Annotated in this window: 26 protein-coding genes and 2 tRNA genes; 10 read left to right on the top strand and 18 right to left on the bottom strand. The window is 60.3% G+C overall.

The features are described from left to right. The first annotated feature begins 24 nt into the window (after positions 1–24). The 3 genes from H3H51_RS18830 (at position 25) to H3H51_RS18820 (ending at position 2,942) form a co-directional block, all read left to right on the top strand. Entirely contained in the window at positions 25–654 is a 630-nt protein-coding gene (locus H3H51_RS18830; protein WP_183090616.1) for a TetR/AcrR family transcriptional regulator, read from the top strand. Continuing rightward, positions 651–1,364 (top strand): 3-hydroxyacyl-CoA dehydrogenase family protein, encoded by a 714-nt coding sequence (locus H3H51_RS18825; protein ID WP_183090615.1) that lies wholly within the window; start codon positions 651–653, stop codon positions 1,362–1,364. The genes H3H51_RS18830 and H3H51_RS18825 overlap by 4 nt, the downstream gene beginning before the upstream one ends. Before the next feature lie 219 nt (positions 1,365–1,583). Next, positions 1,584–2,942, top strand: a complete 1,359-nt coding sequence (locus H3H51_RS18820; RefSeq protein WP_183090614.1) for a hypothetical protein — start codon at positions 1,584–1,586, stop codon at positions 2,940–2,942. Positions 2,943–3,203: 261 nt separating this feature from the next. On the opposite strand, the gene H3H51_RS18815 is transcribed toward H3H51_RS18820, so the two are convergent. The 10 genes from H3H51_RS18815 to H3H51_RS18770 form a co-directional block, all read right to left on the bottom strand. Further along, positions 3,204–3,280: transfer RNA gene (locus tag H3H51_RS18815), tRNA-Pro, on the bottom strand. Between the two features lie 85 nt (positions 3,281–3,365). After that, positions 3,366–3,722: a MerR family transcriptional regulator gene (locus H3H51_RS18810; protein ID WP_183090613.1), complete on the bottom strand. Its 357-nt coding sequence runs from the start codon at positions 3,720–3,722 to the stop codon at positions 3,366–3,368. Then, positions 3,703–4,005 carry an integration host factor subunit alpha gene (ihfA, locus tag H3H51_RS18805; protein ID WP_002553164.1) on the bottom strand — a complete coding sequence of 101 codons (303 nt, stop codon included), beginning with the start codon at positions 4,003–4,005 and terminating at the stop codon, positions 3,703–3,705. Before ihfA ends, H3H51_RS18810 begins: the two co-directional genes overlap by 20 nt. A 3-nt stretch (positions 4,006–4,008) precedes the next feature. Further along, the gene (gene pheT, locus H3H51_RS18800) at positions 4,009–6,387 is read right to left on the bottom strand and encodes a phenylalanine--tRNA ligase subunit beta (RefSeq protein ID WP_183090612.1); all 2,379 of its coding nucleotides are present in this window, start codon (positions 6,385–6,387) and stop codon (positions 4,009–4,011) included. A gap of 42 nt (positions 6,388–6,429) precedes the next feature. Continuing rightward, entirely contained in the window at positions 6,430–7,446 is a 1,017-nt protein-coding gene (gene pheS, locus H3H51_RS18795; RefSeq protein ID WP_183090611.1) for a phenylalanine--tRNA ligase subunit alpha, read from the bottom strand. A 94-nt stretch (positions 7,447–7,540) separates the two neighbouring features. Then, positions 7,541–7,897 (bottom strand): 50S ribosomal protein L20, encoded by a 357-nt coding sequence (gene rplT / locus H3H51_RS18790; RefSeq protein WP_183090610.1) that lies wholly within the window; start codon positions 7,895–7,897, stop codon positions 7,541–7,543. Positions 7,898–7,922: 25 nt separating this feature from the next. Beyond that, the gene (gene rpmI, locus H3H51_RS18785; RefSeq protein ID WP_042552869.1) at positions 7,923–8,117 is read right to left on the bottom strand and encodes a 50S ribosomal protein L35; all 195 of its coding nucleotides are present in this window, start codon (positions 8,115–8,117) and stop codon (positions 7,923–7,925) included. Positions 8,118–8,177: 60 nt separating this feature from the next. Further along, on the bottom strand, positions 8,178–8,729 hold the full coding sequence (gene infC, locus H3H51_RS18780; protein WP_183090788.1) for a translation initiation factor IF-3: 552 nt from the start codon (positions 8,727–8,729) through the stop codon (positions 8,178–8,180). Then, complete coding sequence (thrS, locus tag H3H51_RS18775) at positions 8,729–10,651, bottom strand: threonine--tRNA ligase (RefSeq protein ID WP_183090609.1); 1,923 nt, start codon at positions 10,649–10,651, stop codon at positions 8,729–8,731. The genes infC and thrS overlap by 1 nt, the downstream gene beginning before the upstream one ends. 224 nt (positions 10,652–10,875) lie before the next feature. Continuing rightward, positions 10,876–10,952 (bottom strand) — tRNA-Val (locus H3H51_RS18770). A 184-nt stretch (positions 10,953–11,136) separates the two neighbouring features. Here H3H51_RS18770 and H3H51_RS18765 point away from each other — a divergent pair. Then, a complete protein-coding gene (locus tag H3H51_RS18765) occupies positions 11,137–12,420 on the top strand; it encodes an NAD(P)/FAD-dependent oxidoreductase (protein WP_183090608.1) in 1,284 nt (427 codons plus the stop codon). Positions 12,421–12,472: 52 nt separating this feature from the next. On the opposite strand, the gene H3H51_RS18760 is transcribed toward H3H51_RS18765, so the two are convergent. Beyond that, a complete protein-coding gene (locus H3H51_RS18760; protein ID WP_183090607.1) occupies positions 12,473–12,976 on the bottom strand; it encodes a DUF3015 domain-containing protein in 504 nt (167 codons plus the stop codon). Between the two features lie 257 nt (positions 12,977–13,233). Here H3H51_RS18760 and dusA point away from each other — a divergent pair, with 257 nt between their 5' ends. Both dusA and tal read left to right on the top strand, forming a co-directional pair. Continuing rightward, positions 13,234–14,220, top strand: coding sequence for a tRNA dihydrouridine(20/20a) synthase DusA (gene dusA / locus H3H51_RS18755; RefSeq protein ID WP_183090606.1), 987 nt, complete (start codon positions 13,234–13,236; stop codon positions 14,218–14,220). Positions 14,221–14,304: 84 nt separating this feature from the next. Continuing rightward, positions 14,305–15,228, top strand: coding sequence for a transaldolase (gene tal / locus H3H51_RS18750; protein ID WP_183090605.1), 924 nt, complete (start codon positions 14,305–14,307; stop codon positions 15,226–15,228). A gap of 66 nt (positions 15,229–15,294) precedes the next feature. On the opposite strand, the gene rssC is transcribed toward tal, so the two are convergent. Together rssC and rssB are read right to left on the bottom strand one after the other, a co-directional pair. Beyond that, entirely contained in the window at positions 15,295–15,789 is a 495-nt protein-coding gene (gene rssC, locus H3H51_RS18745; protein WP_183090604.1) for an anti-sigma factor antagonist RssC, read from the bottom strand. Continuing rightward, positions 15,786–16,970: a two-component system response regulator RssB gene (gene rssB, locus H3H51_RS18740; protein ID WP_183090603.1), complete on the bottom strand. Its 1,185-nt coding sequence runs from the start codon at positions 16,968–16,970 to the stop codon at positions 15,786–15,788. Before rssB ends, rssC begins: the two co-directional genes overlap by 4 nt. A gap of 213 nt (positions 16,971–17,183) precedes the next feature. Here rssB and H3H51_RS18735 point away from each other — a divergent pair, with 213 nt between their 5' ends. Further along, positions 17,184–17,483: a PilZ domain-containing protein gene (locus H3H51_RS18735; protein ID WP_183090602.1), complete on the top strand. Its 300-nt coding sequence runs from the start codon at positions 17,184–17,186 to the stop codon at positions 17,481–17,483. A 59-nt stretch (positions 17,484–17,542) separates the two neighbouring features. Here H3H51_RS18735 and H3H51_RS18730 read toward each other — a convergent pair whose 3' ends face one another. Continuing rightward, positions 17,543–18,244, bottom strand: coding sequence for an MlaA family lipoprotein (locus tag H3H51_RS18730; RefSeq protein ID WP_183090601.1), 702 nt, complete (start codon positions 18,242–18,244; stop codon positions 17,543–17,545). 106 nt (positions 18,245–18,350) lie between these two features. Between H3H51_RS18730 and H3H51_RS18725 the strand changes: the two genes are divergently transcribed. From H3H51_RS18725 to H3H51_RS18715, 3 genes are all read left to right on the top strand, one after another. Continuing rightward, complete coding sequence (locus H3H51_RS18725) at positions 18,351–18,767, top strand: acyl-CoA thioesterase (RefSeq protein WP_183090600.1); 417 nt, start codon at positions 18,351–18,353, stop codon at positions 18,765–18,767. Positions 18,768–18,837: 70 nt separating this feature from the next. After that, the gene (locus H3H51_RS18720; RefSeq protein WP_183090599.1) at positions 18,838–19,515 is read left to right on the top strand and encodes an HAD family phosphatase; all 678 of its coding nucleotides are present in this window, start codon (positions 18,838–18,840) and stop codon (positions 19,513–19,515) included. A gap of 129 nt (positions 19,516–19,644) precedes the next feature. Next, positions 19,645–19,908 (top strand): DUF4404 family protein, encoded by a 264-nt coding sequence (locus tag H3H51_RS18715; protein WP_183090598.1) that lies wholly within the window; start codon positions 19,645–19,647, stop codon positions 19,906–19,908. Between the two features lie 49 nt (positions 19,909–19,957). On the opposite strand, the gene queF is transcribed toward H3H51_RS18715, so the two are convergent. The 4 genes from queF to H3H51_RS18695 all read right to left on the bottom strand — a co-directional run bounded on the left by queF (position 19,958) and on the right by H3H51_RS18695 (position 23,797). Continuing rightward, positions 19,958–20,788, bottom strand: coding sequence for an NADPH-dependent 7-cyano-7-deazaguanine reductase QueF (gene queF / locus H3H51_RS18710; protein WP_183090597.1), 831 nt, complete (start codon positions 20,786–20,788; stop codon positions 19,958–19,960). Positions 20,789–20,857: 69 nt separating this feature from the next. After that, positions 20,858–21,562 (bottom strand): copper resistance protein B, encoded by a 705-nt coding sequence (locus H3H51_RS18705; protein WP_183090596.1) that lies wholly within the window; start codon positions 21,560–21,562, stop codon positions 20,858–20,860. Beyond that, positions 21,549–23,276: a copper resistance system multicopper oxidase gene (locus tag H3H51_RS18700; RefSeq protein ID WP_183090595.1), complete on the bottom strand. Its 1,728-nt coding sequence runs from the start codon at positions 23,274–23,276 to the stop codon at positions 21,549–21,551. The genes H3H51_RS18705 and H3H51_RS18700 overlap by 14 nt, the downstream gene beginning before the upstream one ends. Then, entirely contained in the window at positions 23,273–23,797 is a 525-nt protein-coding gene (locus H3H51_RS18695) for a cupredoxin domain-containing protein (protein WP_183090594.1), read from the bottom strand. The genes H3H51_RS18700 and H3H51_RS18695 overlap by 4 nt, the downstream gene beginning before the upstream one ends. Positions 23,798–23,995 lie beyond the last annotated feature (198 nt).

Raw genomic sequence — 23,995 nt, 5'->3', positions numbered from 1 at the left:
TGCCAAGTACAGGACAGAGATCTCATGAGTACCAATCTGACTGAACAATGCATTCGCCTGGCCGCAACCCGGTTGATATCGCGTATAGGCTACGAGTCGATGAGCCTGCGTCAGCTAACCAGCGAAGCCGGCATCAATTCATCGACCCTTTATCTCTACTACAAGGGCAAAAGGGAACTGCTGCTGACACTGGTGCTGGAGTATTTCCAGGAGCTGTCGTTGGCCTGGAACGATTGCCGCCCGCGGCGCGCTCGAGCCGAAACACAGCTGCGCGCCTTTATCGCTTTTCACCTCCGCCATCATTTGCTGCGCAGGGAACAGGCCGTGCTTGGCAACATGGAGCTCAGAAGCCTTGAGACCAGTGAACTGATGATGGTCAAGCAAGCCCGCCGAGCCTACCTGAGCAAGCTGCAGGAGATCCTAGAGCAAGGATGCGCCGAGGGTTCGTTGCACTGTGACGAACCGAAACTGCTGGCGCGCATCATCTGCAGCATGCTCACCAACACCAGCACCTGGTATCAGGCAGAAGGCCGCCTGTGTGTCGATGAGATGATCAGCCATTACACCGGACTGATCATGCGCATGCTCAACGGCGATCCGCCCCGGCGCATTCCCCCTGTTTCCCGCAAACGCCAATCCCAGGAGCAGCGTTGAGTACTCTGATTACCTACCGCCGCGAAATCGGCCAAGACTTTGGCTTCACTCAATTTGAATCGGCCGCCGCCACACAGGTGTACGCGGCCTGCTCTCGAGAGGCGCAGCGCCTGGTTCTGGAGGGTGCCACACCGGCTCGGGTCGATAATATATTCCGAGCCTTGGGTATGCACACCGGCATCCTGGCCATGCTGGACAGGATCGGATTGGATATGCGCTGGCCGGCATACGCAGCCTGCCACGCTCGCATTGTCCAAGATCCCAGCTACTGGCGGCTGGCCGATGAGCTGGAAGCCATGGGATACCTCGGCTGCAAGAACGGACGCGGCTTCTACAGGTACCAAGACCGCGAGCGTCTGGAAGATTATGAAGTCGTGGCCATCGCAGAACTGCTGGCCGCCGAGCTACAAATTTTCCGACGGCCGATCAGCGAGCGAGAAATATATGATCGCGCCCTGTTCACGCTGCTCAATGTAGGTATCCATTTGCTCGACGAAGGAACGCAGCAGGAAGCGAGTTCTCTCACCTCAACCTGGCTCTCGACCGGCAACGCCCTCACTCATCCGGCTGAACATTCGGGTCTCAATGCCATTCTCGACGGCCTCCAGCGCTACCGCAAAAGGCTCGGTGAGTACGGTGATACCTGGTTCCGTCCGGCACCGCTGCTCGAGCATTTGGCAGCAAGCCACAACCAAAGTGATGCCAAATAAGCAACGCTCGGCTGCGCTCCCCCGTGGCCGAAATCGAACGCACCGAAATAGCGGGACACTCATCTCCAGCCGCTGTTGCTACGCCTGCAGGCACTGGTTTCGAGACCTTTCGTGGAGCCGCCGAACTGCTCTGACGGAAGTATCCAGCAGGGGCCAATCCATATCCGAAGCCCTGGCTAATTAACTAGCAAGAACACCGCCCCGTGGCATAGGCAACGCATGCACACCACTGTTTCAGAAAGCCCACGCAGAGAGTTTCCTCTGTTGTTACCTCTAGCCATGCTCAGTGAGCTTGCTTCGATCTTAACTGGCTCGCATGAACTGGGGATCGGCGCGGCGGTGCTCTTCGGCATGTTCTTTCTCAGCCACTGGCGCTCGCTTATGCCTTATCCGCGCAGGTTGGGTTGGATTACCTTGATGTTGCTGGCGTACTGGATCGCAGAAGGTAAGGCATCCGTGGCCAGCGCAGGCCACCTGGCTTCGGCCGCAGCCTACTATGCGAGCTTTATCGCCTCGCTGAGCCTGATGCAGTGCCTGGTCAGACGCCAACTGCAGCTCGCTGACCTGCACCGTCTATTGCTTGCCGGCTGGTCTGGCATCAGGTACCCACGCTATGTACTGAGCAGCCTTGCGATTGGGTCGATACTCAGCTTTGGCGTACTCAATCTTCTCTGCGGCAGTCTGAACCGCCACATCGAAGCCCTTGATGTCGACGACCGTACTGCCAGTGAAGGTCGCCGCGGGGTCCTGGTAGCAGTCCTGCGAGGCTTCGCCCTAGTTCCACTGCTGGCACCAACAAGTGTTGCGGTAGCAATTCTGACTCGTGAATTGCATGGGCTCAGCTGGTTCGCAATCCTGCCATACGGTGGGGTTGCTGCGACTCTGTTGCTGCTCGTTGGCTGGTATCAGGATAACCGACGTCTAAAAGACCTTAATCAGCATGAGCAGATCCCTAGAATTCCAGGACTGGGACAGCTGGTTGGTGTCGGCCTTCTGGGAATAGGCGGTATGGCCCTACTGGCGTGCCTGACGCACCTGACCTCCACCCAAGCCGCCATGCTGCTGGTGCCCTGCGGAATCTGCATCTACCTGTTATCGGTCAATGGCTCGCCAATGGCTGTAGCCCGTGAAATGACCGAGACCCTTGCCAGTGTACGCAACGAGACTTTCATCTTTGCCTGCTCGGGTTTGCTCGGTGGCCTGGTTAGCCAACTGGTATCACTGGACGGCATAGCAAGCCTGCTTGCAGGATTGCCTGGCGGGCTCTTCTTGGTCGAGATCACCGGACTACTGGGCATAATCCTGTTGTCGCTTCTCGGAGTGGCCCCGATCATCTCGCTCAGTTTGATCAGCGGTCTGTTAGTACAACTGGCAGAACAAGGTTTACCCGTACTAGGCCCGGCAATCGCCCTGATCTGCGGCTTCTCCCTTGCCATGCTCCTTTCCCCTTTCGGCCCTTCCGCATTACTACTGGCTCGCTACGCTAACGTATCCGCAGCACAGGTCGCGTTTTTCTGGAACGGGCGCTTTGCCCTCTGCGCACTGATACCACTACTGCCACTGGTGTTGATGGTCTGAGCCGGCTGAGTTGCCAACGGGCGCCGCTTGGCAAGCATGAGTCCACCCCTTTATTTGTAGACTCTCAGCGACTGCTCCTGGCCGACTCCTGCCGATCAGATCGATAGAGAAATGCAGGACCCGCTAGCCCTCTTCCCCCCCCAGTTGAAGGCCGAATTCTTCGGTGGGGCAAAAAGTGGGGTAAAAATTGAGTGCAGTGAAAAATACCCGCCCATAAAAAAATCCAGTCACCGATAAGTGACTGGATTTTATAGGGTTTTTTGGTCGGGACGGAGTGATTCGAACACTCGACCCCTTGCACCCCATGCAAGTGCGCTACCGGGCTGCGCTACGCCCCGACTTTTACAGCACGCTCCCGAGTTACTGAAAGCGCGAGAACTATACAATAAGCTTCTGAATTGTGGAAGTTTTTTTGCCCGAGTACTACTTGCGTAGCACGTGCAGAACATCTTCCAACTCGGCAATCATCTGCCGAATGAGCTGCTTGTATTGAGTTGTATCATCTTTTGCCTCATCACCAGACAAGCGCTGACGCGCACCACCGATAGTGAAACCCTGATCGTACAAAAGCGCACGAATCTGACGGATCATCAACACATCTTGGCGCTGATAGTAGCGACGATTACCCCGCCGCTTTACTGGATTGAGCTGGGGAAATTCCTGCTCCCAATAACGCAGAACATGGGGCTTGACGGCACAGAGGTCACTGACTTCACCAATGGTGAAATAGCGCTTGCCAGGTATAGGCGGTAGCTCGTCGTTATGACTTGGTTCCAGCATATGCCTCTACTCTGGCCTTCAATTTCTGGCCCGGACGAAAGGTGACAACACGGCGAGCCGTGATTGGGATTTCTTCGCCTGTCTTTGGATTACGGCCAGGTCGCTGGCGCTTATCGCGCAGGTCAAAGTTGCCGAAACCGGACAATTTGACCTGCTCGTTATCCTCCAACGCGTGGCGAATTTCCTCAAAAAACAGCTCCACCAGTTCCTTGGCTTCCCGTTTATTCAGGCCTAGCTCTTCATACAGACGTTCCGCCATCTCAGCTTTCGTCAGAGCCCCCATACGCTACTTCCTTAACGTGGCGTTGAACCTTTCTTCCAGCGAGGTGAGGATATTTTGCGTTGTGGTATTCACCTCATCGTCATTAAGAGTGCGCGATGGATGCTGCCAGGTCAAGCCGACGGCCAGGCTTTTTCTATGCGGATCAATACCTTTACCGTGATACACGTCAAACAGCCTGAGATCCGTCAGCCACTCGCCTGCCGCTTCGCGGATGCAAGCCAAAACAGATTCGGCTGGTAGTTCGCGATCGGCCAGTAACGCGAGGTCACGACGCACCTCAGGGAAACGCGACAATTCGCTGAACTTCGGCATACGCCCTTGAGCGACTTCGGCCAGTACCAGCTCAAACAGGTAGACAGGCTGATCCACACCCAATGTCTTGGCCAGCTCCGGATGCAGTGCACCAATAAAACCAACCAGGCGACCTTCACGCTCGATACGCGCGGTCTGCCCCGGATGCAGAGCGGCATGTTCGCCAGAAGCGAAGCTGAACTCCAGCGAAGAACCTGCGGAACCGAGCAGCGCCTCGACATCAGCCTTCAGGTCATAGAAGTCGACGTCATCACGACCATGCGCCCAACCTTCCGGCAAACGGCTACCAGTGAGCACGCCAGCCAACATGGCCTCTTGCTTCAGCCCTTCAAGCTGACCGACAAAGCGCAAACCGCTTTCGAACAGGCGCACGCGTGATTGTTGACGATTGAGGTTGTGCTGCAGCGCCTTGACCAGACCCGGCCACAGCGAAGAACGCATGGCGGCCATATCCGCGGAAATCGGGTTGGCCAGTTGCAGCGGCTCGACACCTGGATTGAACAGGGCAAACAGCTTGGGATCGATGAAGCTGTAGGTGATCGCTTCCTGATAGCCGCGCGCAACCAGCAGGCGACGCAGGGCCGCCAGCTCGGCACGTGCCTCGCTCTTGGCCTGTGGCGCCAGACGCGCTTGGGGGTAGCGCACCGGCAAGCGGTTGTAGCCATACAGGCGACCCAACTCCTCGATCAGGTCCACTTCCAGGCTGATATCGAAGCGATGGCTCGGTAAACCGACCTGCCAGACGCCTGCGCCTTGCGCAGATACGCTCAGCCCCAATGCAGTGAGCAGACGCTCAACTTCCGCGGCATCCATCTGCATGCCCAGCATCTGGTCGATGCGCTCGGCACGCAAGGTGATCGGCGCGATCTGTGGTAGATCGGCCTGGCTCATGGCTTCGATGATCGGGCCTGCTTCGCCGCCGACGATCTCGAGCAGCAGTGCAGTGGCACGCTCGATTGCCTGGCGCGCCAGCTGCGAATCCACACCACGCTCGAAGCGGTGCGAGGAGTCGGTGTGCAGGCCATAGGAGCGGGCCTTGCCGGCGAGGGCGATGGTGTCGAAGAATGCGCTTTCGAGGAACAGGTCGCGGGTCTTGGCACTCACACCGCTATGCTCGCCACCCATCACGCCGGCGATAGCCAGGGCGCGCTGGTGGTCGGCGATCACCAGGGTGTCGCTGCGCAGGCTGACTTCCTGACCATCCAGCAACACCAGCTTCTCGCCCTCTTCCGCCATGCGCACGCGAATGCCACCGTTGATCTCGGCGAGATCGAAGGCGTGCATCGGCTGGCCGAGCTCGAGCATCACGTAGTTGGTGATGTCCACTGCCGCATCGATGCTACGGATATCGGAACGGCGCAGGCGCTCGACCATCCACAGCGGAGTCGGTTTGGACAGGTCGACATTGCGAATGACGCGACCCAGGTAGCGCGGACAGGCCTTGGGCGCCAGCACCTCAACCGGACGCACTTCATCATGCACCGGAGCGATAGGAGCGATGACCACCGGAGCGACCGGAGCGGCGTAGATGGCACCGACTTCGCGGGCCAGGCCGGCCAGGGACAGGCAGTCGCCACGGTTGGGCGTCAGACCCAGCTCGATGCTGGCGTCATCCAGACCAAGATAGTCGCGGATATTGCCGCCCACTGGGGCATCGGCCGCCAGCTCCATCAGGCCGCTATTGTCGTCGCTGATCTGCAGCTCGGAAGCCGAGCAGAGCATGCCGTTAGACTCGACGCCGCGCAGCTTGGCCTTCTTGATCTTGAAGTCGCCCGGCAGTTCGGCGCCGATCATGGCGAACGGAATCTTGATGCCGGGGCGCGCATTCGGCGCACCGCAGACCACCTGGAAGCTCTCGCTGCCGTTGCTGACCTGGCACACGCGCAGCTTGTCGGCGTCCGGGTGCTGCTCGGTGCTGAGGATCTCGCCGATCACGATGCCGCTGAACTCGCCGGCAGCCGGGGTAACGCTGTCTACTTCAAGGCCGACCATGGACAGGCGAGCCACCAGCTCGTCGCGCGAGACCGCCGGGTTGACCCAGCTGCGCAGCCACTGTTCACTGAATTTCATACTGTCTGTTCTCCTGAACGCATTCGATACGGGTCATGTGGCCTAGCGGAATTGCGCCAGGAACCGCAGGTCGTTATCGAAGAACAGGCGCAAGTCATTGACGCCATAACGCAGCATGGCCAGGCGCTCGACGCCCATGCCGAAGGCGAAGCCCTGATACTTCTCGGGATCAATACCGGACATACGCAGCACGTTCGGGTGCACCATGCCGCAACCCATGACTTCCAGCCAACCGGTCTGCTTGCACACGCGGCAACCGTTGCCACTGCACATCACGCACTGCATGTCGACTTCCGCCGACGGCTCGGTGAACGGGAAGAACGATGGACGGAAGCGCACACCCAGCGGCTTCTCGAAGAACACCCGGAGGAACTCCTCGATGGTCCCTTTGAGGTCGGCAAAGCTGATGCCCTCGTCGATCAGCAGGCCTTCGACCTGGTGGAACATCGGCGAGTGGGTGATATCGGAGTCGCAGCGATAGACACGGCCGGGGCAGACGATGCGGATAGGCGGCTGCTGCGATTCCATGGTGCGCACCTGTACCGGTGAGGTATGGGTGCGCAGCAACATGTTCGCGTTGAAATAGAAGGTGTCATGCATCGCCCGAGCCGGATGGTGGCCGGGAATATTGAGCGCCTCGAAGTTGTGGTAGTCGTCTTCGACCTCCGGCCCCTCGGCCACGTTGTAGCCGATATGGGTGAAGAACTGTTCGACACGCTCCAGCGTGCGAGTCACCGGGTGCAGGCCACCAGAGGCCTGGCCGCGGCCCGGCAGGGTTACGTCAATCTTCTCGGCGGCAAGTTTGGCGCTCAGCGCAACCTGCTCAAGGGAGTCCTTACGAGTATTCAAGGCTTCCTGCACGCGCTCCTTGGCGACGTTGATCAGGGCGCCGACTTTCGGACGCTCTTCGGCCGGCAGATCGCCCAAGGTTTTCATCACCTGGGTCAGTTCGCCTTTCTTGCCGAGATAGTGAACCCGGAGCTGCTCCAAGGCATTGACGTCTTCAGTTTGTTGCACGGCCTCAAGCGCTTGCGAGACCAATGCATCCAGGTTTTCCATGTACGGACTCCAGATACAAAATAGGGGAAGAGCTTGAAGGCTCTTCCCCTATTGGTGACGTTGCCACCGGGCGAGCCCGGTGATTGTCGGGGACTTAAGCCAGAACGGCCTTAGCTTTCTCGACAATCGCAGCAAACGCCGCTTTTTCGTTCACTGCCAGATCGGCCAGAACTTTGCGATCGATTTCGATGGCTGCTTTTTTCAGACCAGCGATGAAACGGCTGTAGGACAGACCGTTAACACGAGCGCCAGCGTTGATACGAGCGATCCACAGAGCACGGAACTGACGCTTCCGCTGACGGCGGTCACGGTAGGCGTATTGGCCTGCCTTGATCACAGCCTGCTTGGCAACACGGAACACGCGCGAACGAGCGCCGTAGTAGCCTTTAGCGAGTTTCAGAATTTTTTTGTGACGAGCACGAGCGATAACGCCACGCTTAACACGAGCCATGAGTAATTTCCTCTATCTTGACCGATTAACGAACGCGCAGCATGCGCGCCACTTTAGCTACGTCCGACGGGTGCACCATGGTGCTACCGCGCAGGTGACGCTTACGCTTAGTGGACATCTTGGTCAGGATGTGGCTCTTAAAAGCGTGCTTGTGCTTGAAGCCGGTAGCGGTTTTGAGAAAACGCTTCGCGGCACCACTCTTGGTTTTCATTTTTGGCATGTTTTGTACTCCGCATTCATTAACTACTGATAACCATCAGGCCTGCCAGTGCCCGGGAGATTATTTACGCTTTTTGGGAGCGATGACCATCATCAGCTGGCGTCCTTCCAGCTTAGGATGCTGTTCAACGGTGCCGAGTTCGGCGAGGTCAGCTTCAACCCGCTTCAACAGCTCCATGCCCAGTTCCTGGTGGGCCATCTCACGACCGCGGAATCTCAGAGATACCTTGGCCTTGTCCCCATCTTCTAGGAAACGTACCAGGTTGCGTAGCTTTACCTGGTAATCCCCATCTTCCGTCCCTGGACGAAACTTGATTTCTTTAATCTGCTGCTGGTGCTGGTTTTTCTTAGCAATAGCGGCTTGTTTCTTCTTTTCGAACAGGTGCTTGCCGTAGTCCATGATGCGGCAAACGGGTGGAAGCGCATCGGCGGAGATTTCCACCAGATCGAGCTTGGCCTCTTCAGCCACTCGCATCGCTTCATCAATCGAGACAACGCCAATCTGCTCGCCGTCAGCGCCAATCAGGCGCACTTCACGAGCGGTGATGTTCTCGTTGATCGGTGCCTTAGGTACGGCCCGCTTATCCTGTCTCATTTCACGCTTAATAATGATTACTCCGAATCTTGGCGACCACGCCGGGAAACCGCTTGCTTGAGCTGCTCAGCAAATTGCTCGAGGGGCATGGAGCCCAAATCGACGCCTTCGCGAGTGCGCACAGCAACGGATCGTGTCTCAACCTCCCGATCTCCAATAACCAAGAGATAGGGAACCTTGAGCAAAGTATGCTCGCGGATTTTAAAGCCGATCTTCTCGTTTCTCAAGTCAGACTTGGCACGGAACCCGCTTTGACCGAGAGATTTCTCGACCTCAAGGGCAAAATCGGCCTGTTTATCCGTGATGTTCATCACCACGGCTTGAGTCGGTGCGAGCCAGGCCGGGAAGGCACCGGCATAGTGCTCGATCAGCATACCGACGAAGCGCTCGAAGGAACCAAGGATCGCGCGATGCAGCATCACCGGGCGCTTACGGTTGTTATCTTCGGCGATATAGCTGGCATCCAGGCGCTCCGGGAGGTTCGGATCGTACTGCAGGGTGCCGCATTGCCAGTTACGCCCCAGGCAATCCTTGAGGGTAAATTCGATCTTCGGACCGTAGAAAGCACCCTCGCCCGGCTGGTATTCCCAGGCCAGACCCGACTCATTCAGGGCGTCAGCCAATGCACCCTCAGCGCGATCCCACAGCTCGTCGGAACCAACACGCTTAACCGGACGAGTGGATAGTTTCATCGAGATATCGGAAAAACCGAAGTCCGCATACACCTGCAGTGTCAGCTTGATGAAGTCGGCCGCCTCTTTCTTCACCTGATCTTCGGTGCAGAAAATGTGCGCATCGTCCTGGGTGAAGCCACGCACACGCATGATGCCGTGCAGCGCGCCGGAAGGCTCGTTGCGGTGGCAGGCACCGAACTCAGCCATGCGCAGCGGTAGGTCACGATAGGACTTCAGGCCCTGATTGAAGATCTGCACGTGGCACGGGCAGTTCATCGGCTTCACCGCGTAGTCGCGGTTTTCCGAGTTGGTGGTGAACATGTTCTCGGCGTAGTTCGACCAGTGACCCGAGCGCTCCCAGAGGATGCGGTCGACCACCTGCGGCGTGCGCACCTCGACGTAGCCGTGCTCTCGCTGCACCTGGCGCATGTACTGCTCAAGCACCTGATAAAGGGTCCAGCCATTCGGATGCCAGAACACCATGCCCGGCGCTTCTTCCTGCAGGTGAAACAGGTCCAGCTGCTTGCCTATGCGACGGTGATCGCGCTTCTCGGCTTCCTCGATACGCTGGATATAGGCTGCCAGCTGCTTCTTGTCAGCCCAGGCTGTGCCGTAGATGCGCTGCAGCTGCTCGTTTTTCGAGTCGCCGCGCCAGTAGGCACCGGAAATACGGGTCAGCTTGAATGCCTTGAGAAAGCGAGTGTTCGGCACGTGCGGGCCACGGCACATGTCGACGTATTCTTCGTGGTAGTACAGACCCATGGCCTGCTCATCCGACATGTCGTCAATCAGGCGCAACTTGTACTCTTCGCCACGAGCCTTGAATACGTCAATGACCTCGGCACGCGGAGTCATCTTCTTGATTACGTCGTAGTCATGGTCGATCAGCTCGGCCATGCGCTTTTCGATCGCCGCCATGTCTTCCGGGGTAAAAGGCCGGCCGATAGCGATGTCGTAATAGAAGCCTTCCTCAATGACCGGACCGATCACCATCTTGGCGTCCGGGTACAACTGCTTGACCGCATGACCAATCAGATGCGCACAGGAGTGGCGGATAATTTCCAGCCCTTCCTGGTCTTTCGGCGTAATGATCTGCAGGGTTGCGTCGTGCTCGATCAAGTCGCAGGCATCCACCTGCTTGCCGTCGACCTTGCCAGCCAGCGTGGCTTTGGCCAGACCAGCACCGATGGACTGAGCCACCTCAAGCACGGAAACGGGACGATCGAACGAACGCTGACTACCGTCGGGAAGAGTAATGATGGGCATGGCGCCTCCTCTCCTAGTGGTGACCCCTACCAAAGGTCACGTGGGTTGGGATGAGCCAGGAAGCGATCCGGCGGTTTCCCTGCCGAACGATGGCAGGAGCCTTGCGGCCAACTAGCAGCGGACCAGAGTCACTGGAGGTAAAGAAGATCGGATGCTTCCAGAAAGCCACAAACCTGACAAGCAGCCAATAAAAAAGGGGTCGTATAAACGACCCCTTTTTAATTTGGTAGGCACAATTGGACTCGAACCAACGACCCCCACCATGTCAAGGTGGTGCTCTAACCAACTGAGCTATGTGCCTGCAATGGCCGCGCATTTTACGGATGGAGCCACCACTGTCAACACCTTTCTAGCTAAGTAGCTGAAAAAGTGGATTTTTTACTAAATGCACAGCGCGTTAAAAATTTTGCACAGAGGCTAGCCGGGCATTTTCAAGTCGAGTAGCATCGCCCTATTCGTAAAAAATAAAGAACAAAGGTTCCAATATGACGCACACCCCCTACCCTCAGTCCTACTACGCTGCCTCTGCCAACGCGGTGCCGCCACGCCCTGAACTGCAAGGCGAGACGGAAACTGACGTCTGCGTCATCGGCGCAGGCTACACCGGTCTCTCGACCGCCCTGTTCCTGCTCGAGAACGGCTTCAAGGTCACCGTACTGGAGGCCGCCAAGGTCGGCTTCGGTGCATCTGGGCGTAACGGCGGGCAGATCGTCAACAGCTATAGCCGCGACATCGACGTGATCGAACGCACCGTCGGACCCAAGCAAGCGCAGCTGCTCGGGCAGATGGCGTTCGAAGGCGGCCGCATCATTCGTGAGCGCATCGCCAAGTACAACATCCAGTGCGACCTGAAGGATGGCGGTGTATTTGCCGCCAACACCGCCAAGCATATGAAGCACCTGGAATCGCAGAAGAAGCTGTGGGAGCGCTACGGCCATACCCAACTGGAACTGATGGATGCCAAACGCATTCGTGAAGTAGTGGCAACCGACAACTATGTAGGCGGCATGCTCGACATGAGCGGCGGCCATATCCACCCGCTCAACCTGGCACTCGGCGAAGCGGCTGCAGTGGAGTCTCTGGGCGGCGTGATCCACGAGCAAAGCCCGGCCATTCGCGTCGAGCGCGGCGCCAACCCGGTCGTGCACACCCCCAATGGCCGCGTTAAGGCCAAGTTCGTGGTCGTAGCCGGTAACGCCTACCTGGGCAACCTGCTGCCAGAATTGGCCGCCAAGTCCATGCCATGCGGCACCCAGGTGATCACCACCGAGCCGCTGTCCGACGACGTAGCCAAGAGCCTACTGCCACAGGACTACTGCGTCGAAGACTGCAATTACCTGCTCGACTACTACCGCCTGACCAGCGACAAGCGCCTGATCTTCGGCGGTGGCGTGGTTTACGGCGCGCGTGATCCGGCCAACATTGAAGCGATCATCCGCCCGAAGATGCTCAAGACCTTCCCGCAACTGAAAGACGTGAAGATCGACTTCGCCTGGACCGGCAACTTCCTGCTGACCCTGTCGCGCCTGCCGCAAGTCGGCCGCATTGGCGACAATATCTACTACTCCCAGGGCTGCAGCGGCCACGGCGTGACCTACACCCACCTGGCAGGCAAAGTCCTGGCTGAGGCCCTGCGCGGCCAGGCTGAGCGCTTCGATGCGTTCGCCGATCTGCCGCACTACCCGTTCCCGGGTGGCCGCCTGTTCCAGGTGCCGTTCAGCGCTCTCGGCGCCTGGTACTACAGCCTGCGCGACAAGCTGGGCGTCTAAGTTCCGCTCAAAAAAACGGCGCCTCAGGGCGCCGTTTTTGTTTGCTTCGTGATCAGCTCGCGGTGGTCACGTACTTCGCCAGGCGCTGATCCTGGCTCATCACATCCAGGGTTGCTGCCAGCACTTGTTCACTGTTGGCATCGGCACTGGAGAAGATGCTCGAGAAATGCTCATGGGTGACCGCTGCAAAATGCTGCCGATCGTCACCGCTGACACCCAGCAGCGTGGCGTAGGCGTCCAGCGCCTCGCCCTGCCCCTTCGCCATGTCTTCGGCAATGCTATCGAGCATGCCATTCATGGCCAGCAGCGAGCGGCCACCGTAGCCGAGTTTGACGCTGGAGTCGCAACCGTTGGTGCCCGAGGTAAGGCCGAAGGTGGCGTTGCCCGAGGTGCCGTTGGTAGTGGTCGCCAGCAGGTGCGGCACCAGGCCACGCTGACCGTCGAACAACATGTTGCCCCAGCCGCAACCACCACCACCCGCCTGGTCGGCCTGAGCGATACCAGTCGCCAGCAATGGCAGGGAGGACAGCAGGGAGATCATGATGACTTTACGCATATGTATTACTCCTGAAGGATTTCCTTTTAGCGGATCGACACCAATACAGCGGAACAGCAGAAAGTCGCACTCGCCCTCGAAGGCGGACCGAAGAACCTTCCAAGCACGCCGAAGGAACGAACAAGAAAAGGTATAGCCAGAAAATTGCTATCGCGCCCGCCAATCTATGCATTGAGCCGGCATACCGTAGCAACTGGTAGACTGTGCCCTGCCGCGCCGGTCAGGCGCCACCCTCTTTACCTGCCGAATCTGCACTGATGTCGATAGCCGCCAAACCCCTGTCCCGCCGCTTTTCCGTCGCTCCCATGATGGATTGGACGGACCGCCATTGCCGTTACTTTCTCCGCCAGCTGTCCAGCCAGGCACTGCTGTATACCGAGATGGTCACCACCGGCGCATTGCTGCACAACGATGCGGCGCGCTTCCTGCGTTACGACTCGAGCGAACACCCGCTGGCCCTGCAGCTGGGGGGCAGCAACCCCGGCGAGCTGGCAGCTTGCGCGAAGATGGCCGAGGCGCATGGCTACGACGAGGTCAATCTGAACGTCGGCTGCCCCAGTGATCGCGTGCAGAACAACATGATCGGTGCCTGCCTGATGGGCCACCCACAACTGGTGGCCGACTGCGTCAAAGCCATGCAGGACGCGGTAGCCACTCCAGTCACGGTCAAACACCGTATCGGCATCAACGGCCGCGACAGCTACGCCGAGCTGTGCGACTTCGTCGGTACGGTGCGTGATGCTGGCTGCACCAGCTTCACCGTGCACGCACGCATCGCCATCCTCGAAGGTCTTTCGCCCAAAGAGAACCGCGAAGTACCGCCCCTGCGCTACGACGTGGCCGCGCAACTCAAGCAGGACTTCCCCGACTTGGAAATCATCCTCAACGGCGGGATCAAGACCCTGGAAGAATGTCAGCAGCACCTGGCCACCTTCGATGGCGTGATGCTGGGCCGCGAGGCCTATCACAACCCCTACTTGCTGGCGCAGGTCGATCAGTTGCTGTTCGGCCTCGAACAACCGCCACTCAGCCGCGCCGACGCCCTGGCCCGGATGCACCCGTATATCGAGCAGCACATCGCCAGCGGCGGACTGATGCACCACATCACCCGTCACATGCTGGGCCTGGCCCAAGGCTTTCCGGGTGCACGGCGCTTCCGCCAACTGCTCTCGGTCGACATCCACAAGAGCAAAGACCCGCTGGCGCTGCTCGACCAGGCCGGTGAATTGCTCGCAGGGCGCTGAAAGCCGCAAATGCCCGCGCCAGGCCGTTGAGCGGCCTGCTCCGCTCGGGTAAGGTCATGGCATTCGCTACGACAGGGCTTTGTCATGACCTCCAAGCTGGATCAACTCAAACAATTCACCACCGTGGTTGCCGACACCGGTGATTTCGATGCCATCAGCCGTCTCAAGCCGGTGGACGCCACCACCAACCCGTCCCTGCTGCTCAAGGCCGCCGCCCTGCCCGGCTATACAAGCCTGCTGGATGATGCGGTCAAGGGGTGTGCAGGCGACCTGGGGCTGGCCTGTGACCGTTTCGGCGTGGCCGTCGGCCAGGAAATCCTCAAGGTGATTCCGGGGCGTATCTCCACGGAAGTCGACGCGCGCCTGTCCTTCGACACACAGGCCACCCTGCGCCGTGCCGAACGCATCATCGGCCTCTACGACCAGGCCGGTATCGGCCGCGAGCGCGTGCTGATCAAGATCGCCTCTACCTGGGAAGGCATCCGCGCCGCCGAGCAGCTGGAGAAAGCCGGCGTGCAGACCAACCTCACCCTGCTGTTCTCCTTCGCCCAGGCCGTTGCCTGCGCCGAGGCTGGGGTGTTCCTGATCTCGCCATTCGTGGGCCGCATCTACGACTGGTACAAGAAGGCCGAAGGCCGCGACTTCGTTGGTGCCGAAGACCCCGGCGTACGCTCCGTCTCGCGCATTTACCAGTACTACAAGGCCAATGGCTACGACACCGTGGTCATGGGCGCCAGTTTCCGCAACCTGGGGCAGATCGAGCAACTCGCCGGTTGCGATCGCCTGACCATCAGCCCGGACCTGCTGCAGCAACTGGCCGACGACCAGGGCGACCTGCCGCGCATCCTCAACGCTGGAGCCGGCGAAGCGCGCCAGAGCCTGGACGAGAGCAGCTTCCGCTGGGCCATGAACGAAGACGCCATGGCCACTGAAAAGCTCGCCGAAGGCATCCGCCTGTTCGCCCGCGACCAGGAAAAGCTCGAAGCACTGCTCGCCGCTCGCGCCTGACAAACGCCCCAACAAAAAGGGCGATACCGCTGCCGGTATCGCCCTTTTTTGTTGTTCAGATATTGATTAGCCGCGTTCCAGCGCGCTCACCAGATCGTGGAAGGCTTCGCGATTGGAGTCATTGAGCCCCATCAGGATGCGATGTGCCTCCAGCACCTTGGCCTTGACCACTTCTTCCGACTGATCCTGCGACGGCAGGTCACTCAGGCATTCCGGGCAGGGAATCGGACGATCGACGATGTTGAACACCTGATCGAAGCCCATGGACTGCAGCAGCCGGGTGATGTCTTCGTGAGTGGTCACCACCGTCGGCAGCAAGCCAATCTTCTGCCGGGACAGGATCGAGAGCTTGGCCAGCAAGCCAAGCGTCGTACTGTCGATACTGCGGGTTTCCGTCAGATCAATGACGATCGCCGAGAAATTCAGCGCCGTGAAGATTTTTTCGATCGTCGAATCCAGCGCCGAACACAAGGTCAGACGGACTTCGCCCACGAACTTGAGGACAAAGGTGCCATCCTGTTCGGCGAATTGGATCCTACCGGGACTATTCCCAGGATTCATGCAAGGTTCCTGCTCAACACCAGCAAGGCGATATCATCCGGCATCTCTCCCAGATTCGCCAGCCCGAAGACTTGGCGCAAACCGTCGAGCGTGCCACCAGCCGAGCTAACCAGTTGTGGCAGCACGGTTTCCTTTTCTTTGAGCGTATCGCCAGGCAAAAGATCCAGAATCCCGTCGGACAACAGGGTCAGGCTGAACGAATCCGGCAGGTCCATCACCAGATCGGTATACACCGCCTCATCAAACAGGCCGACCGGCAGACCGCGGCCTTCCAGGTAGCGCGCCTGCCCTTCGCTGTACAGCACTGGCAATGGCAGATGCCCGCCAATGCTATAGGTAAGCTGGCCACTCTGTTCGTCGATCACACCGCCCAGCATGGTCACGTGCTTGCCCAGTTTGCAGTTGATGAGACCGCGGTTGATATGCCCCAGCACATCGGACGGTTTGAACTCCGGCAGAGTACCGGCGCGGCGCCATTCATACAGCAGACGCGTGGTCATGAACTTGAGCAGTACGGTGACGAAGGCCGAAGACGCACCATGGCCGGAAACATCCGCCAGGTAGAACGCCACGCGGTGCTCGTCGACCCGGAAGTAATCAACGAAATCGCCAGACAGGTACAACGACGGAATGATCTGGTGGGCGAACTGCAGGCCGTCGACCTTCCACGGCGTCACCGGCAGCATGTTCATCTGCACCTGGCGACCGGCGTTCTGGTCCTCCTGCAGCAGGTGCAGGCTGGCTTGCAGCTCACGGTTGGCCGTTTCCAGCTTTTCCCGGTAGCGCAGGTTTTCCAGGCGCAGGTGCGCGCGATCCAGGGCTCGGCGCACCGAGTGCTCGAGCACGGCCAGGTCTTCCAGCGGTTTGATCAGGTAGTCGGCGGCGCCCAGGCGCAGCGCTTCGACGGCATCGCTCATCACACCGGCACCGGAAACCACGATGACCGGGATGTCGCTACCGAGGATATTGATGCGGCGGATCAGCTCGAGACCATCGACCTGCGGCATGCGCAAGTCGCAGATAACCACATCGGGCTGATCACGCTCGAACACTTCCAACCCCTGCAAACCATTGCTGGCCTGTAGTACGTGGAAACCGCTGTCTTCGAGGTAGGCGGCGAGACTCGCTCGCACCACCTCATCATCATCGATAATCAGCAGCTTGGCGCTGGGATTGTGCATGGGATGTCCAGGCAAACGACGCCGGAGATGGAAATTGTTGGGCGACCGCACTGCAACGGTACAACCGTACACAGTCGATTCACGGCGCAGACGGTACTCCCATCCGACTGTCGATTCAAGCGCGTGCCGATTGTCGCCAGGCGCCTTTACACCTCAAATCGACGAGGGTTATAACGACTCGGGGAGTACCCATAAAACAAGAGGACAGGGTCCATGAGCCAAAGCGATCGTGCCTACAGCGAGAAACGTGACTTCATCCGCATGCGACTGGAAGCTCCGGTCACTCTGCATCATGCTGGCCGCGCCATCCCTGCCATGTGTCTCGACCTGTCGAGCACCGGCATGCAACTGGAAGCCGAATGCCGCCTGAACATGGGCGACAAGGTAAAGGTACACATCGCATCCGACCACAACGCCCTCCAGGGCCTCGAAGCGCAAGCCGAAGTTGTGCGCGTTCAGGACCTGGAAGACGGTCGGCAGTCGCTCGGACTGGCTGTCCTGTCGATGAGTTGAGGCCCTCACGGGCATGAAAAAAGGCGGCCTTGGCCGCCTTTTTTTCATGTTTCGAGATGTTAGAAGTCGTCGACGACTTCGCCATCCTTGACCCGGAACTCGCGGTTCTGCATGTAGGCGTTGCGGATGAAGATGTACTTGTCACCACCAATCATCTTTTCCGCCGACAGCAGGCTGGCACGGGTATCCACCACATCCACCGCACGGGTGACGTTACGGGTCGGTACATGGTCGATGTACGGGTACATGCCCAGGTAGGCGTCCGGAATCTTCGCCCCGGCATCGCGCACGTTACTCGGGCCGAGAAGCGGCAGCACCACGTACGGGCCACTGCCCAGGCCCCAGGCGCCCAGGGTCTGGCCGAAGTCTTCGTCATTCTTCTGCAGGCCCATCTTGCTGGCTACATCGAAGAAACCCAGCACCCCGAAGGTGGTGTTGAAGATCAGGCGACCGGTGTCGACACCGGCATCATGCACCTTGCCCTGCAACAGGTTGTTGGCCAGGTTGCCAACGTCCCCGATGTTGCCGAACACGTTGTGCACGCCATCTTCGAGGAACTGCGGCGTGACGGCCTGGTAGCCCTTGGCGACCGGCTTCAGCGCGTAGGTGTCGAGGGTGTCGTTGAAACGGAACACCGGGCGGTTGAAGCCCTCCCAAGGATCATCCTCGGCGGCGGTGGCTACCAGCGGCAGCATGGCCAGAGCGGCACAGGCGCAGAGGTGGCCCAGACGATCGACCCAACGGGCTCCGATCTTGTGCATTTGCAGTCTCTCCTTGGCATCAGTAGTTTGGCGGCCCACGGCCAGCCAGTCGGCCGCGCAGTATAAACTGCCTGCCCACCAGGCCAGTAGCATAGCGAATACAAAGATGCCGGATAGACAGCTGATTCATACCGCCCACATCCCCGTGCGCTGGGGCGACATGGACAACTACGGCCACGTCAACAACACCACCTACCTGGCGTATGTGCAGGAAGCGCGCGTCGAGTGGTTCGCCCGCGTCGGCATCGATATCGACCACGCCGCCGAAGGCCCAGTGGTGCTGCAAACCCTGCATACCTACCTGAAACCGGTGGTGCACCCGGCCACCGTGGTGATTGAGCTCTATGCCGGCACACTGGGACGCAGCAGCCTGGTCGTCGAACACCGCCTGAGCATCCTCAGCGACCCACACACCTGCTACGGCGAAGGCCACTGCAAGCTGGTGTGGATCGACCACGCCAGCAACCAGTCAGTGCCTGTGCCCGACAGCGTACGCGCTGTGATGAGTGGTCCGCAGGCCTGACGCATAAACGTCATCCAAGCGTAACCGGCACTCGCTAGCCTGCCCGTACCCCACGGGAAACGAGATCGCCATGCCAGGCTCCACCGCTGCTCCCCCCGCCTTCACCGCGCTGCTGTTCGGCCTCAGTGGCTGCCTGGTGGACTTCGGCGCCCGCACCCTGCCGATTGCCCTGCAACACAGCCAGCTGAAACAGCCTCACGCCTCGCTGGATACCCCAGCGCTGCTGCCCGCCCTGCTGGCTGCGGCCGAGGAGCGGGCTGAAGCACTGCCGCAAACCCGCGAACTGCTCAAACACCTGCACCAACAAAAGCTGCCTTGCGCCTGGCTGGAAGAGCTGCCAGAGGCCGTTTGCGCAGAGCTGGCCAAGCCGTTGCCAAGCTGGCTGCGCGCGACGCACCTGAGCGGCGCCCGCCCCTGGCCCGCGCCAGATGCGTTGTGGCTGGCGTTGAGCGAGCTGAAGGTCGAACGACTGGATGGCTGCGTACTGATCGCCAGCGAACCACGCCTGCTCCAGGCAGGCCTCAACGCCGGGCTCTGGTGCATCGGCCTGGCGACCTGCGGTCCGCTGTGCGGCCTGGCCCTGGGCGATTGGCAGGCACTGGCCAGTGAGGAACGGGAGAGGCTGCGCGCCGCCGCCACCCTGAGCCTGTACCGCCTCGGCGCGCACTCGGTCATCGATCACCCGGGCGAGCTACCGGCCTGCCTGGATGAACTTGCCGTACGTCGCCTCAAGGGCGAAAAACCCTGAAACCAAATACCTGCCGGGATTGCTCTGGATCAGGCACGAGTGCAGCGACTGGATTAACCTTCAAGCCAAGGGACGAACCTTTGCCGCCCGGCCAAGGTCCACTCTGCCGTAGCAATGGAGGGAATACCCATGCCTGAACGCCTGCAACAACACCTTCAGCAACTGCGCGAGCAACTGGCCGAAGACACGCCCCTGGATGCGGACGACCGCGCCGCGCTGCTCGAACTGATGCAGCAGATCGACCTGAAACTGGCCCGTGAGCTGGCCAGTGCACCCGACGCCACCCTGGTGGACGGAGTCAACCTGGCGGTGGAAAGCTTCGAGAGCCAGCACCCGACCCTGACCGGCACCCTGCGCAACATCCTGCAGAGCCTGGCCAACATGGGCATCTGAAGACCCATTCGCCAGCCATGAAAAAGCCCGCAATCGCGGGCTTTTTCGTTTACTGGCGAACCAGGCGCTGGTTGTCCGTCACCACCGCCTCGGTACTGCGATAGGGATTGATATCCAACCCGCCGCGTCGCACGTAGCGCGCATACACCGTCAGCTTCTGCGGCTTGAGCAGACGCTGCAGGTCGAGGAACACCCGCTCCACGCACTGCTCGTGGAAGTCCTGGTGCTGGCGGAAGCTCACCACGTAGGCCAGCAGGCTGGCGGCATCCAGTTGCGGACCCTGGTATTCGACCACCAGCGTGCCCCAGTCCGGCTGGCCGGTCACCGGGCAGTTGGATTTCAGCAGGTGGCTGTACAGGGTTTCCTCAACGATCTGCTCAGACACACAACGCAGCAGCTCGGGCCGCGGATGGGCATAGTCGCTGACGACGATATCCAGCCCATCGACGCAGCGCCCCGCCAGCACAGCCACGCCTTCGGCGGCCACCTCGTCCAGGCTGCGCACCCGCACCATCACCGGCTTGCCGGCACAAGCCGAGAGATCGCGTGCCAGCACTTGCTCAACCTCGGCCTGGCTGGCATAGGCGCTCTGGTTCAGCGAATTGAGGTAGAGCTTGAACGACTTGGACTCGATGATATTCGGCGAATCAGCCGGGATGGCGAACTCACCAATAGCTACCACCGGCTTGCCACTCGGGGTCAGCCAGGACAGCTCGTAGCAGTTCCAGTAATCCACCCCCTGATACGGCAGGGTGCTGGCCGTCAGCCCCAGCTCTGCCCACTTGGTAGTGCGCGAGATGGGGAACAGCAGTTCGGGGCTGTAGCTGGAAACGTACTCGCTGGATTTGCCCAGCGGCGAGTGTTCGGCGGGGTGCTGCATGGCGACGGGCCTGAGAAAATGAAACGGCGCGCATTATACCCCGTAGGGCGCACGCGGGTTTCACCCGCCCTACAGCCAGAACTTCAGCCCGAGCAGCCAGGCGCCTTCCTCCTCATCCTCACCCTCGGCGCGCAACCAGTCGCCGCTGCGGCCATAGGTTTTCTGCCACTGGTAGCCGATATAGGGCGAGAACTGCGGGCTGATCCGGTAATGCAGGCGCAAGCCGGTTTCCAGGCTGCTGCCGCCTGCACCGATACCCAGGTCGCGGTCGTCGGCCAGGGCCAGGTCGTACTCCAGCTTGGGCTCCAGCACCCAGCGCTGGGTCAGCAGCAGCTCGTACTCGGCCTCGACACGCAGCGACGGATCACCGTGCTCGCTGACGAACAGGTTGGCGTCCAGCTCTACCCACTGCGGCGCCAGCCCCTTCAAGCCGAGCACGGCATAGCTGCGGGTTGGCCCCGGCTGGTCGTCATGACGCACGCCGGCCTGCCAGTCGAAGAACTCGCTGGCCATGCGTCGATACAGCAGCTGGGTCTCGCTGGACTCGGTCGGCCCGCCGTCGGCGCGCTCGCCGCTGCTTTTCAGCACCGCCTTGTGCAGATCATTGCCGTAGGTTGCCTCCAGCTCCCAGGCCAAGGCCTGGTCGTCGCCGTCAAAGCGCGGCTCCAGGTGGTCGACGGCCAGCTTGGCTACCGGCATGGCGTCCATGTGCTGTTCCATGGCCCAAGCTGGAGTGGCAAGCAGCAGGCCGACGCAGAGATTAGTGCTGCGCATGCTGGCTCTCCCTGCTGAAAGACTGCTCGCCGTAGAACGGCTGGGTGCTGCCGTCGGCCGCCTCGACCACGACCTTGCGGAACATGCCGCTGGCCATGTGGTAGATCAGGTGACAATGGAAGGCCCACTCGCCCACGGCATCGGCCGGTACATCGACCTCGATCGTCTGCCCCGGCGCCACATTGACCACATGCTTGAGCGGATTGAGCTGGCCATTGCCCTTGTCCAACTGCATCCACATGCCGTGCAGGTGCATGGGGTGATTCATCATGGTCTGGTTGACGAAGCGAAAGCGCACGCGCTCGCCGTACTTGAGGCGGATCGGTTCGGCCTCGGAGTACTTCACCCCGTCGAACGACCAGAAGTAGCGCTCCATGTTGCCAGTCAGCTTCAGCTCGATGGTGCGATCCGGCGCGCGATAGCCAGCAGCCGGGCGCATGGCCTTGAGGTCGCCATAGACCAGCACCCGCCCACCATCCACCGGTTCGGGAGCAATGCCGCTGCCGGCGGCGTAGTCCGGATTGTTCGCCGCGGCCTGGCCCATCGCACCGTGGTCCATCCCGGCCATGCTCGAATGATCCATCCCCGTCATGGCCGAATGATCCATAGCGCTCATGGCGCCATGATCCATCCCGGTCATCTCGCCACCACCCATCGAACCGTGATCCATCCCGGCGTGGGCCATACCCATGTCGGCCATGCTCAGCAGGCGTGGCGCACGCTGCTCGGGCACCTCGCCCTGCATGCCAGCCCGCGGTGCCAGGGTGGCACGGGCATAGCCACGGCGATCCATGGACTCGGCGAACAGGGTGTAGGCCTTGTCCTCCCTGGGCTGGACGATCACGTCGTAGGTCTCGGCCACAGCGATGCGCAACTGATCGACAGTCACTGGCTGCACATCGTTGCCGTCGGCCTGCACCACGGTCATCGGCAGCCCTGGGATGCGCAGGTCGAAGTAGCTCATGCCCGCACCATTGATGATACGCAGGCGCACGCGCTCGCCCGGCTTGAACAGCGCGGTCCAGTTCTGCTCGGTGTCGCGGCCGTTGACCAGGAAGCGGAAGCCACTGACATCGGCGATATCGCTCCGCGCCATGCGCATGTCGCCCCAGTCCCAGCGATCCTTGAGCGCCGCGCTCCAGCCATCGCGCCTGGCGTCGCGCAGCAGATCGCCCAGGGTCGGTTGCTGGTCGTTGTAGTAGTCGGCCTGTTTCTTCAGGTTGGCCAGGGTGCGCTCGGGTTTCTCGTCCTGCCAGTCGAACAGCAGCACCGTGTATTCGCGGTCATAGCGGTACGGCTCGCGGCCCTTGGGCTCGATGATCAGCGGGCCGTACAGACCTTCCTGCTCCTGGAAGTCGGCATGCGCGTGGTACCAGTAGGTGCCGGACTGCTTGAGGGTGAAGCGGTAGGTGAAGGTCTCCCCGGGCTGGATGCCGGGGAAGCTGATGCCCGGCACGCCGTCCTGGGTATAGGGCAGCAGGATGCCGTGCCAGTGCAGCGCGGTCATGCGCTCGAGGCGGTTGGTAACCTTGATCTCCACCTCCTCGCCTTCTTTAAATCGCAGCTCCGGCGCCGGACTCTGGCCATTGATGGTCAGCGCCGTACGCTTGCCATCACTGAACTCGACCTCACCTTCGTCGATCACCAGTTCATAGCTGCCCGCCTGCACCGACAAGCTGCACAACAGCAGGGTCGACAGCAACAACCGCCTCACGGCTTGATCTCGACCGTGCCGACCATGCCAGCCTGGTAATGGCCCGGGATGTTGCAGGCGAACTCCAGGCCGCTGGCCTGGGTGAAGGTCCAGGTCAGCTCGGCGCTCTGGCCCGGGGCGATCATCACCGTATTGGGGTCGTCATGAGTCATCTGCCCATGATCCATGCCGGACATGTCGTGGCCCATCTGGCTGTGATCCATCGGCTTGATGCCATCGGCGCCCAGCATGCCCATCTGCTGCATCATCAGCATGTGCTTCTGGTGCTCGGCATGCATGGCCGCATCGCCCAGGCTGAACTCGTGCAGCAGGCTGCCCTGGTTGTTCAACACGAAGCGCACCGTCTCGCCGGCCTTGACCTGCACGCTGGCCGGCTCGTAGTACATATCGCCAAGGGTGATCTCGACAGTGCGCTCGGCCTTGGATGCTTCAGCCGGTTTGCCGAAGGCGTAGTGCCCTGTACCGGCCAGGGCTGGCAGGCTGAAGGCACACAGCAGTGGAAGCAGGAAACGGGCGGGCATGGGGAAACTCCTGGCATGAGAAATCGACCGCGGCCCTCATGGCAGGCCGCAACAGAAGCCTACAACCTTGCCACCGTGACAAGGCAAGCCCGGCCGCAAGAGAAACCCCTGGCGCCTCAGGCGGCCATGGAGCCAGCGAGCAGACGGCCCTGCGCAACACGTGACGATCCCCCATCAGAACGCCCGCTCCAGCGCTGC

Source organism: Aquipseudomonas ullengensis, assembly GCF_014174475.1.
Taxonomy (GTDB): domain Bacteria; phylum Pseudomonadota; class Gammaproteobacteria; order Pseudomonadales; family Pseudomonadaceae; genus Aquipseudomonas; species Aquipseudomonas ullengensis.
Note: the sequence above shows the minus strand (reverse complement) of the source record. Positions and strands in the feature narration are given on the sequence as shown.

Excerpts from the sequence above, each read along its gene's own strand:
- H3H51_RS18830 (WP_183090616.1), top strand. The coding sequence starts at position 25 with ATGAGTACCAATCTGACTGAACAATGCATTCGCCTGGCCGCAACCCGG.
- H3H51_RS18820 (WP_183090614.1), top strand. The coding sequence starts at position 1,584 with ATGCACACCACTGTTTCAGAAAGCCCACGCAGAGAGTTTCCTCTGTTG.
- H3H51_RS18810 (WP_183090613.1), bottom strand. The coding sequence starts at position 3,722 with ATGCTGGAACCAAGTCATAACGACGAGCTACCGCCTATACCTGGCAAG.
- ihfA (WP_002553164.1), bottom strand. The coding sequence starts at position 4,005 with ATGGGGGCTCTGACGAAAGCTGAGATGGCGGAACGTCTGTATGAAGAG.
- pheT (WP_183090612.1), bottom strand. The coding sequence starts at position 6,387 with ATGAAATTCAGTGAACAGTGGCTGCGCAGCTGGGTCAACCCGGCGGTC.
- pheS (WP_183090611.1), bottom strand. The coding sequence starts at position 7,446 with ATGGAAAACCTGGATGCATTGGTCTCGCAAGCGCTTGAGGCCGTGCAA.
- rplT (WP_183090610.1), bottom strand. The coding sequence starts at position 7,897 with ATGGCTCGTGTTAAGCGTGGCGTTATCGCTCGTGCTCGTCACAAAAAA.
- rpmI (WP_042552869.1), bottom strand. The coding sequence starts at position 8,117 with ATGCCAAAAATGAAAACCAAGAGTGGTGCCGCGAAGCGTTTTCTCAAA.
- thrS (WP_183090609.1), bottom strand. The coding sequence starts at position 10,651 with ATGCCCATCATTACTCTTCCCGACGGTAGTCAGCGTTCGTTCGATCGT.
- H3H51_RS18765 (WP_183090608.1), top strand. The coding sequence starts at position 11,137 with ATGACGCACACCCCCTACCCTCAGTCCTACTACGCTGCCTCTGCCAAC.
- H3H51_RS18760 (WP_183090607.1), bottom strand. The coding sequence starts at position 12,976 with ATGCGTAAAGTCATCATGATCTCCCTGCTGTCCTCCCTGCCATTGCTG.
- dusA (WP_183090606.1), top strand. The coding sequence starts at position 13,234 with ATGTCGATAGCCGCCAAACCCCTGTCCCGCCGCTTTTCCGTCGCTCCC.
- tal (WP_183090605.1), top strand. The coding sequence starts at position 14,305 with ATGACCTCCAAGCTGGATCAACTCAAACAATTCACCACCGTGGTTGCC.
- rssC (WP_183090604.1), bottom strand. The coding sequence starts at position 15,789 with ATGAATCCTGGGAATAGTCCCGGTAGGATCCAATTCGCCGAACAGGAT.
- rssB (WP_183090603.1), bottom strand. The coding sequence starts at position 16,970 with ATGCACAATCCCAGCGCCAAGCTGCTGATTATCGATGATGATGAGGTG.
- H3H51_RS18735 (WP_183090602.1), top strand. The coding sequence starts at position 17,184 with ATGAGCCAAAGCGATCGTGCCTACAGCGAGAAACGTGACTTCATCCGC.
- H3H51_RS18730 (WP_183090601.1), bottom strand. The coding sequence starts at position 18,244 with ATGCACAAGATCGGAGCCCGTTGGGTCGATCGTCTGGGCCACCTCTGC.
- H3H51_RS18725 (WP_183090600.1), top strand. The coding sequence starts at position 18,351 with ATGCCGGATAGACAGCTGATTCATACCGCCCACATCCCCGTGCGCTGG.
- H3H51_RS18720 (WP_183090599.1), top strand. The coding sequence starts at position 18,838 with ATGCCAGGCTCCACCGCTGCTCCCCCCGCCTTCACCGCGCTGCTGTTC.
- H3H51_RS18715 (WP_183090598.1), top strand. The coding sequence starts at position 19,645 with ATGCCTGAACGCCTGCAACAACACCTTCAGCAACTGCGCGAGCAACTG.
- queF (WP_183090597.1), bottom strand. The coding sequence starts at position 20,788 with ATGCAGCACCCCGCCGAACACTCGCCGCTGGGCAAATCCAGCGAGTAC.
- H3H51_RS18705 (WP_183090596.1), bottom strand. The coding sequence starts at position 21,562 with ATGCGCAGCACTAATCTCTGCGTCGGCCTGCTGCTTGCCACTCCAGCT.
- H3H51_RS18695 (WP_183090594.1), bottom strand. The coding sequence starts at position 23,797 with ATGCCCGCCCGTTTCCTGCTTCCACTGCTGTGTGCCTTCAGCCTGCCA.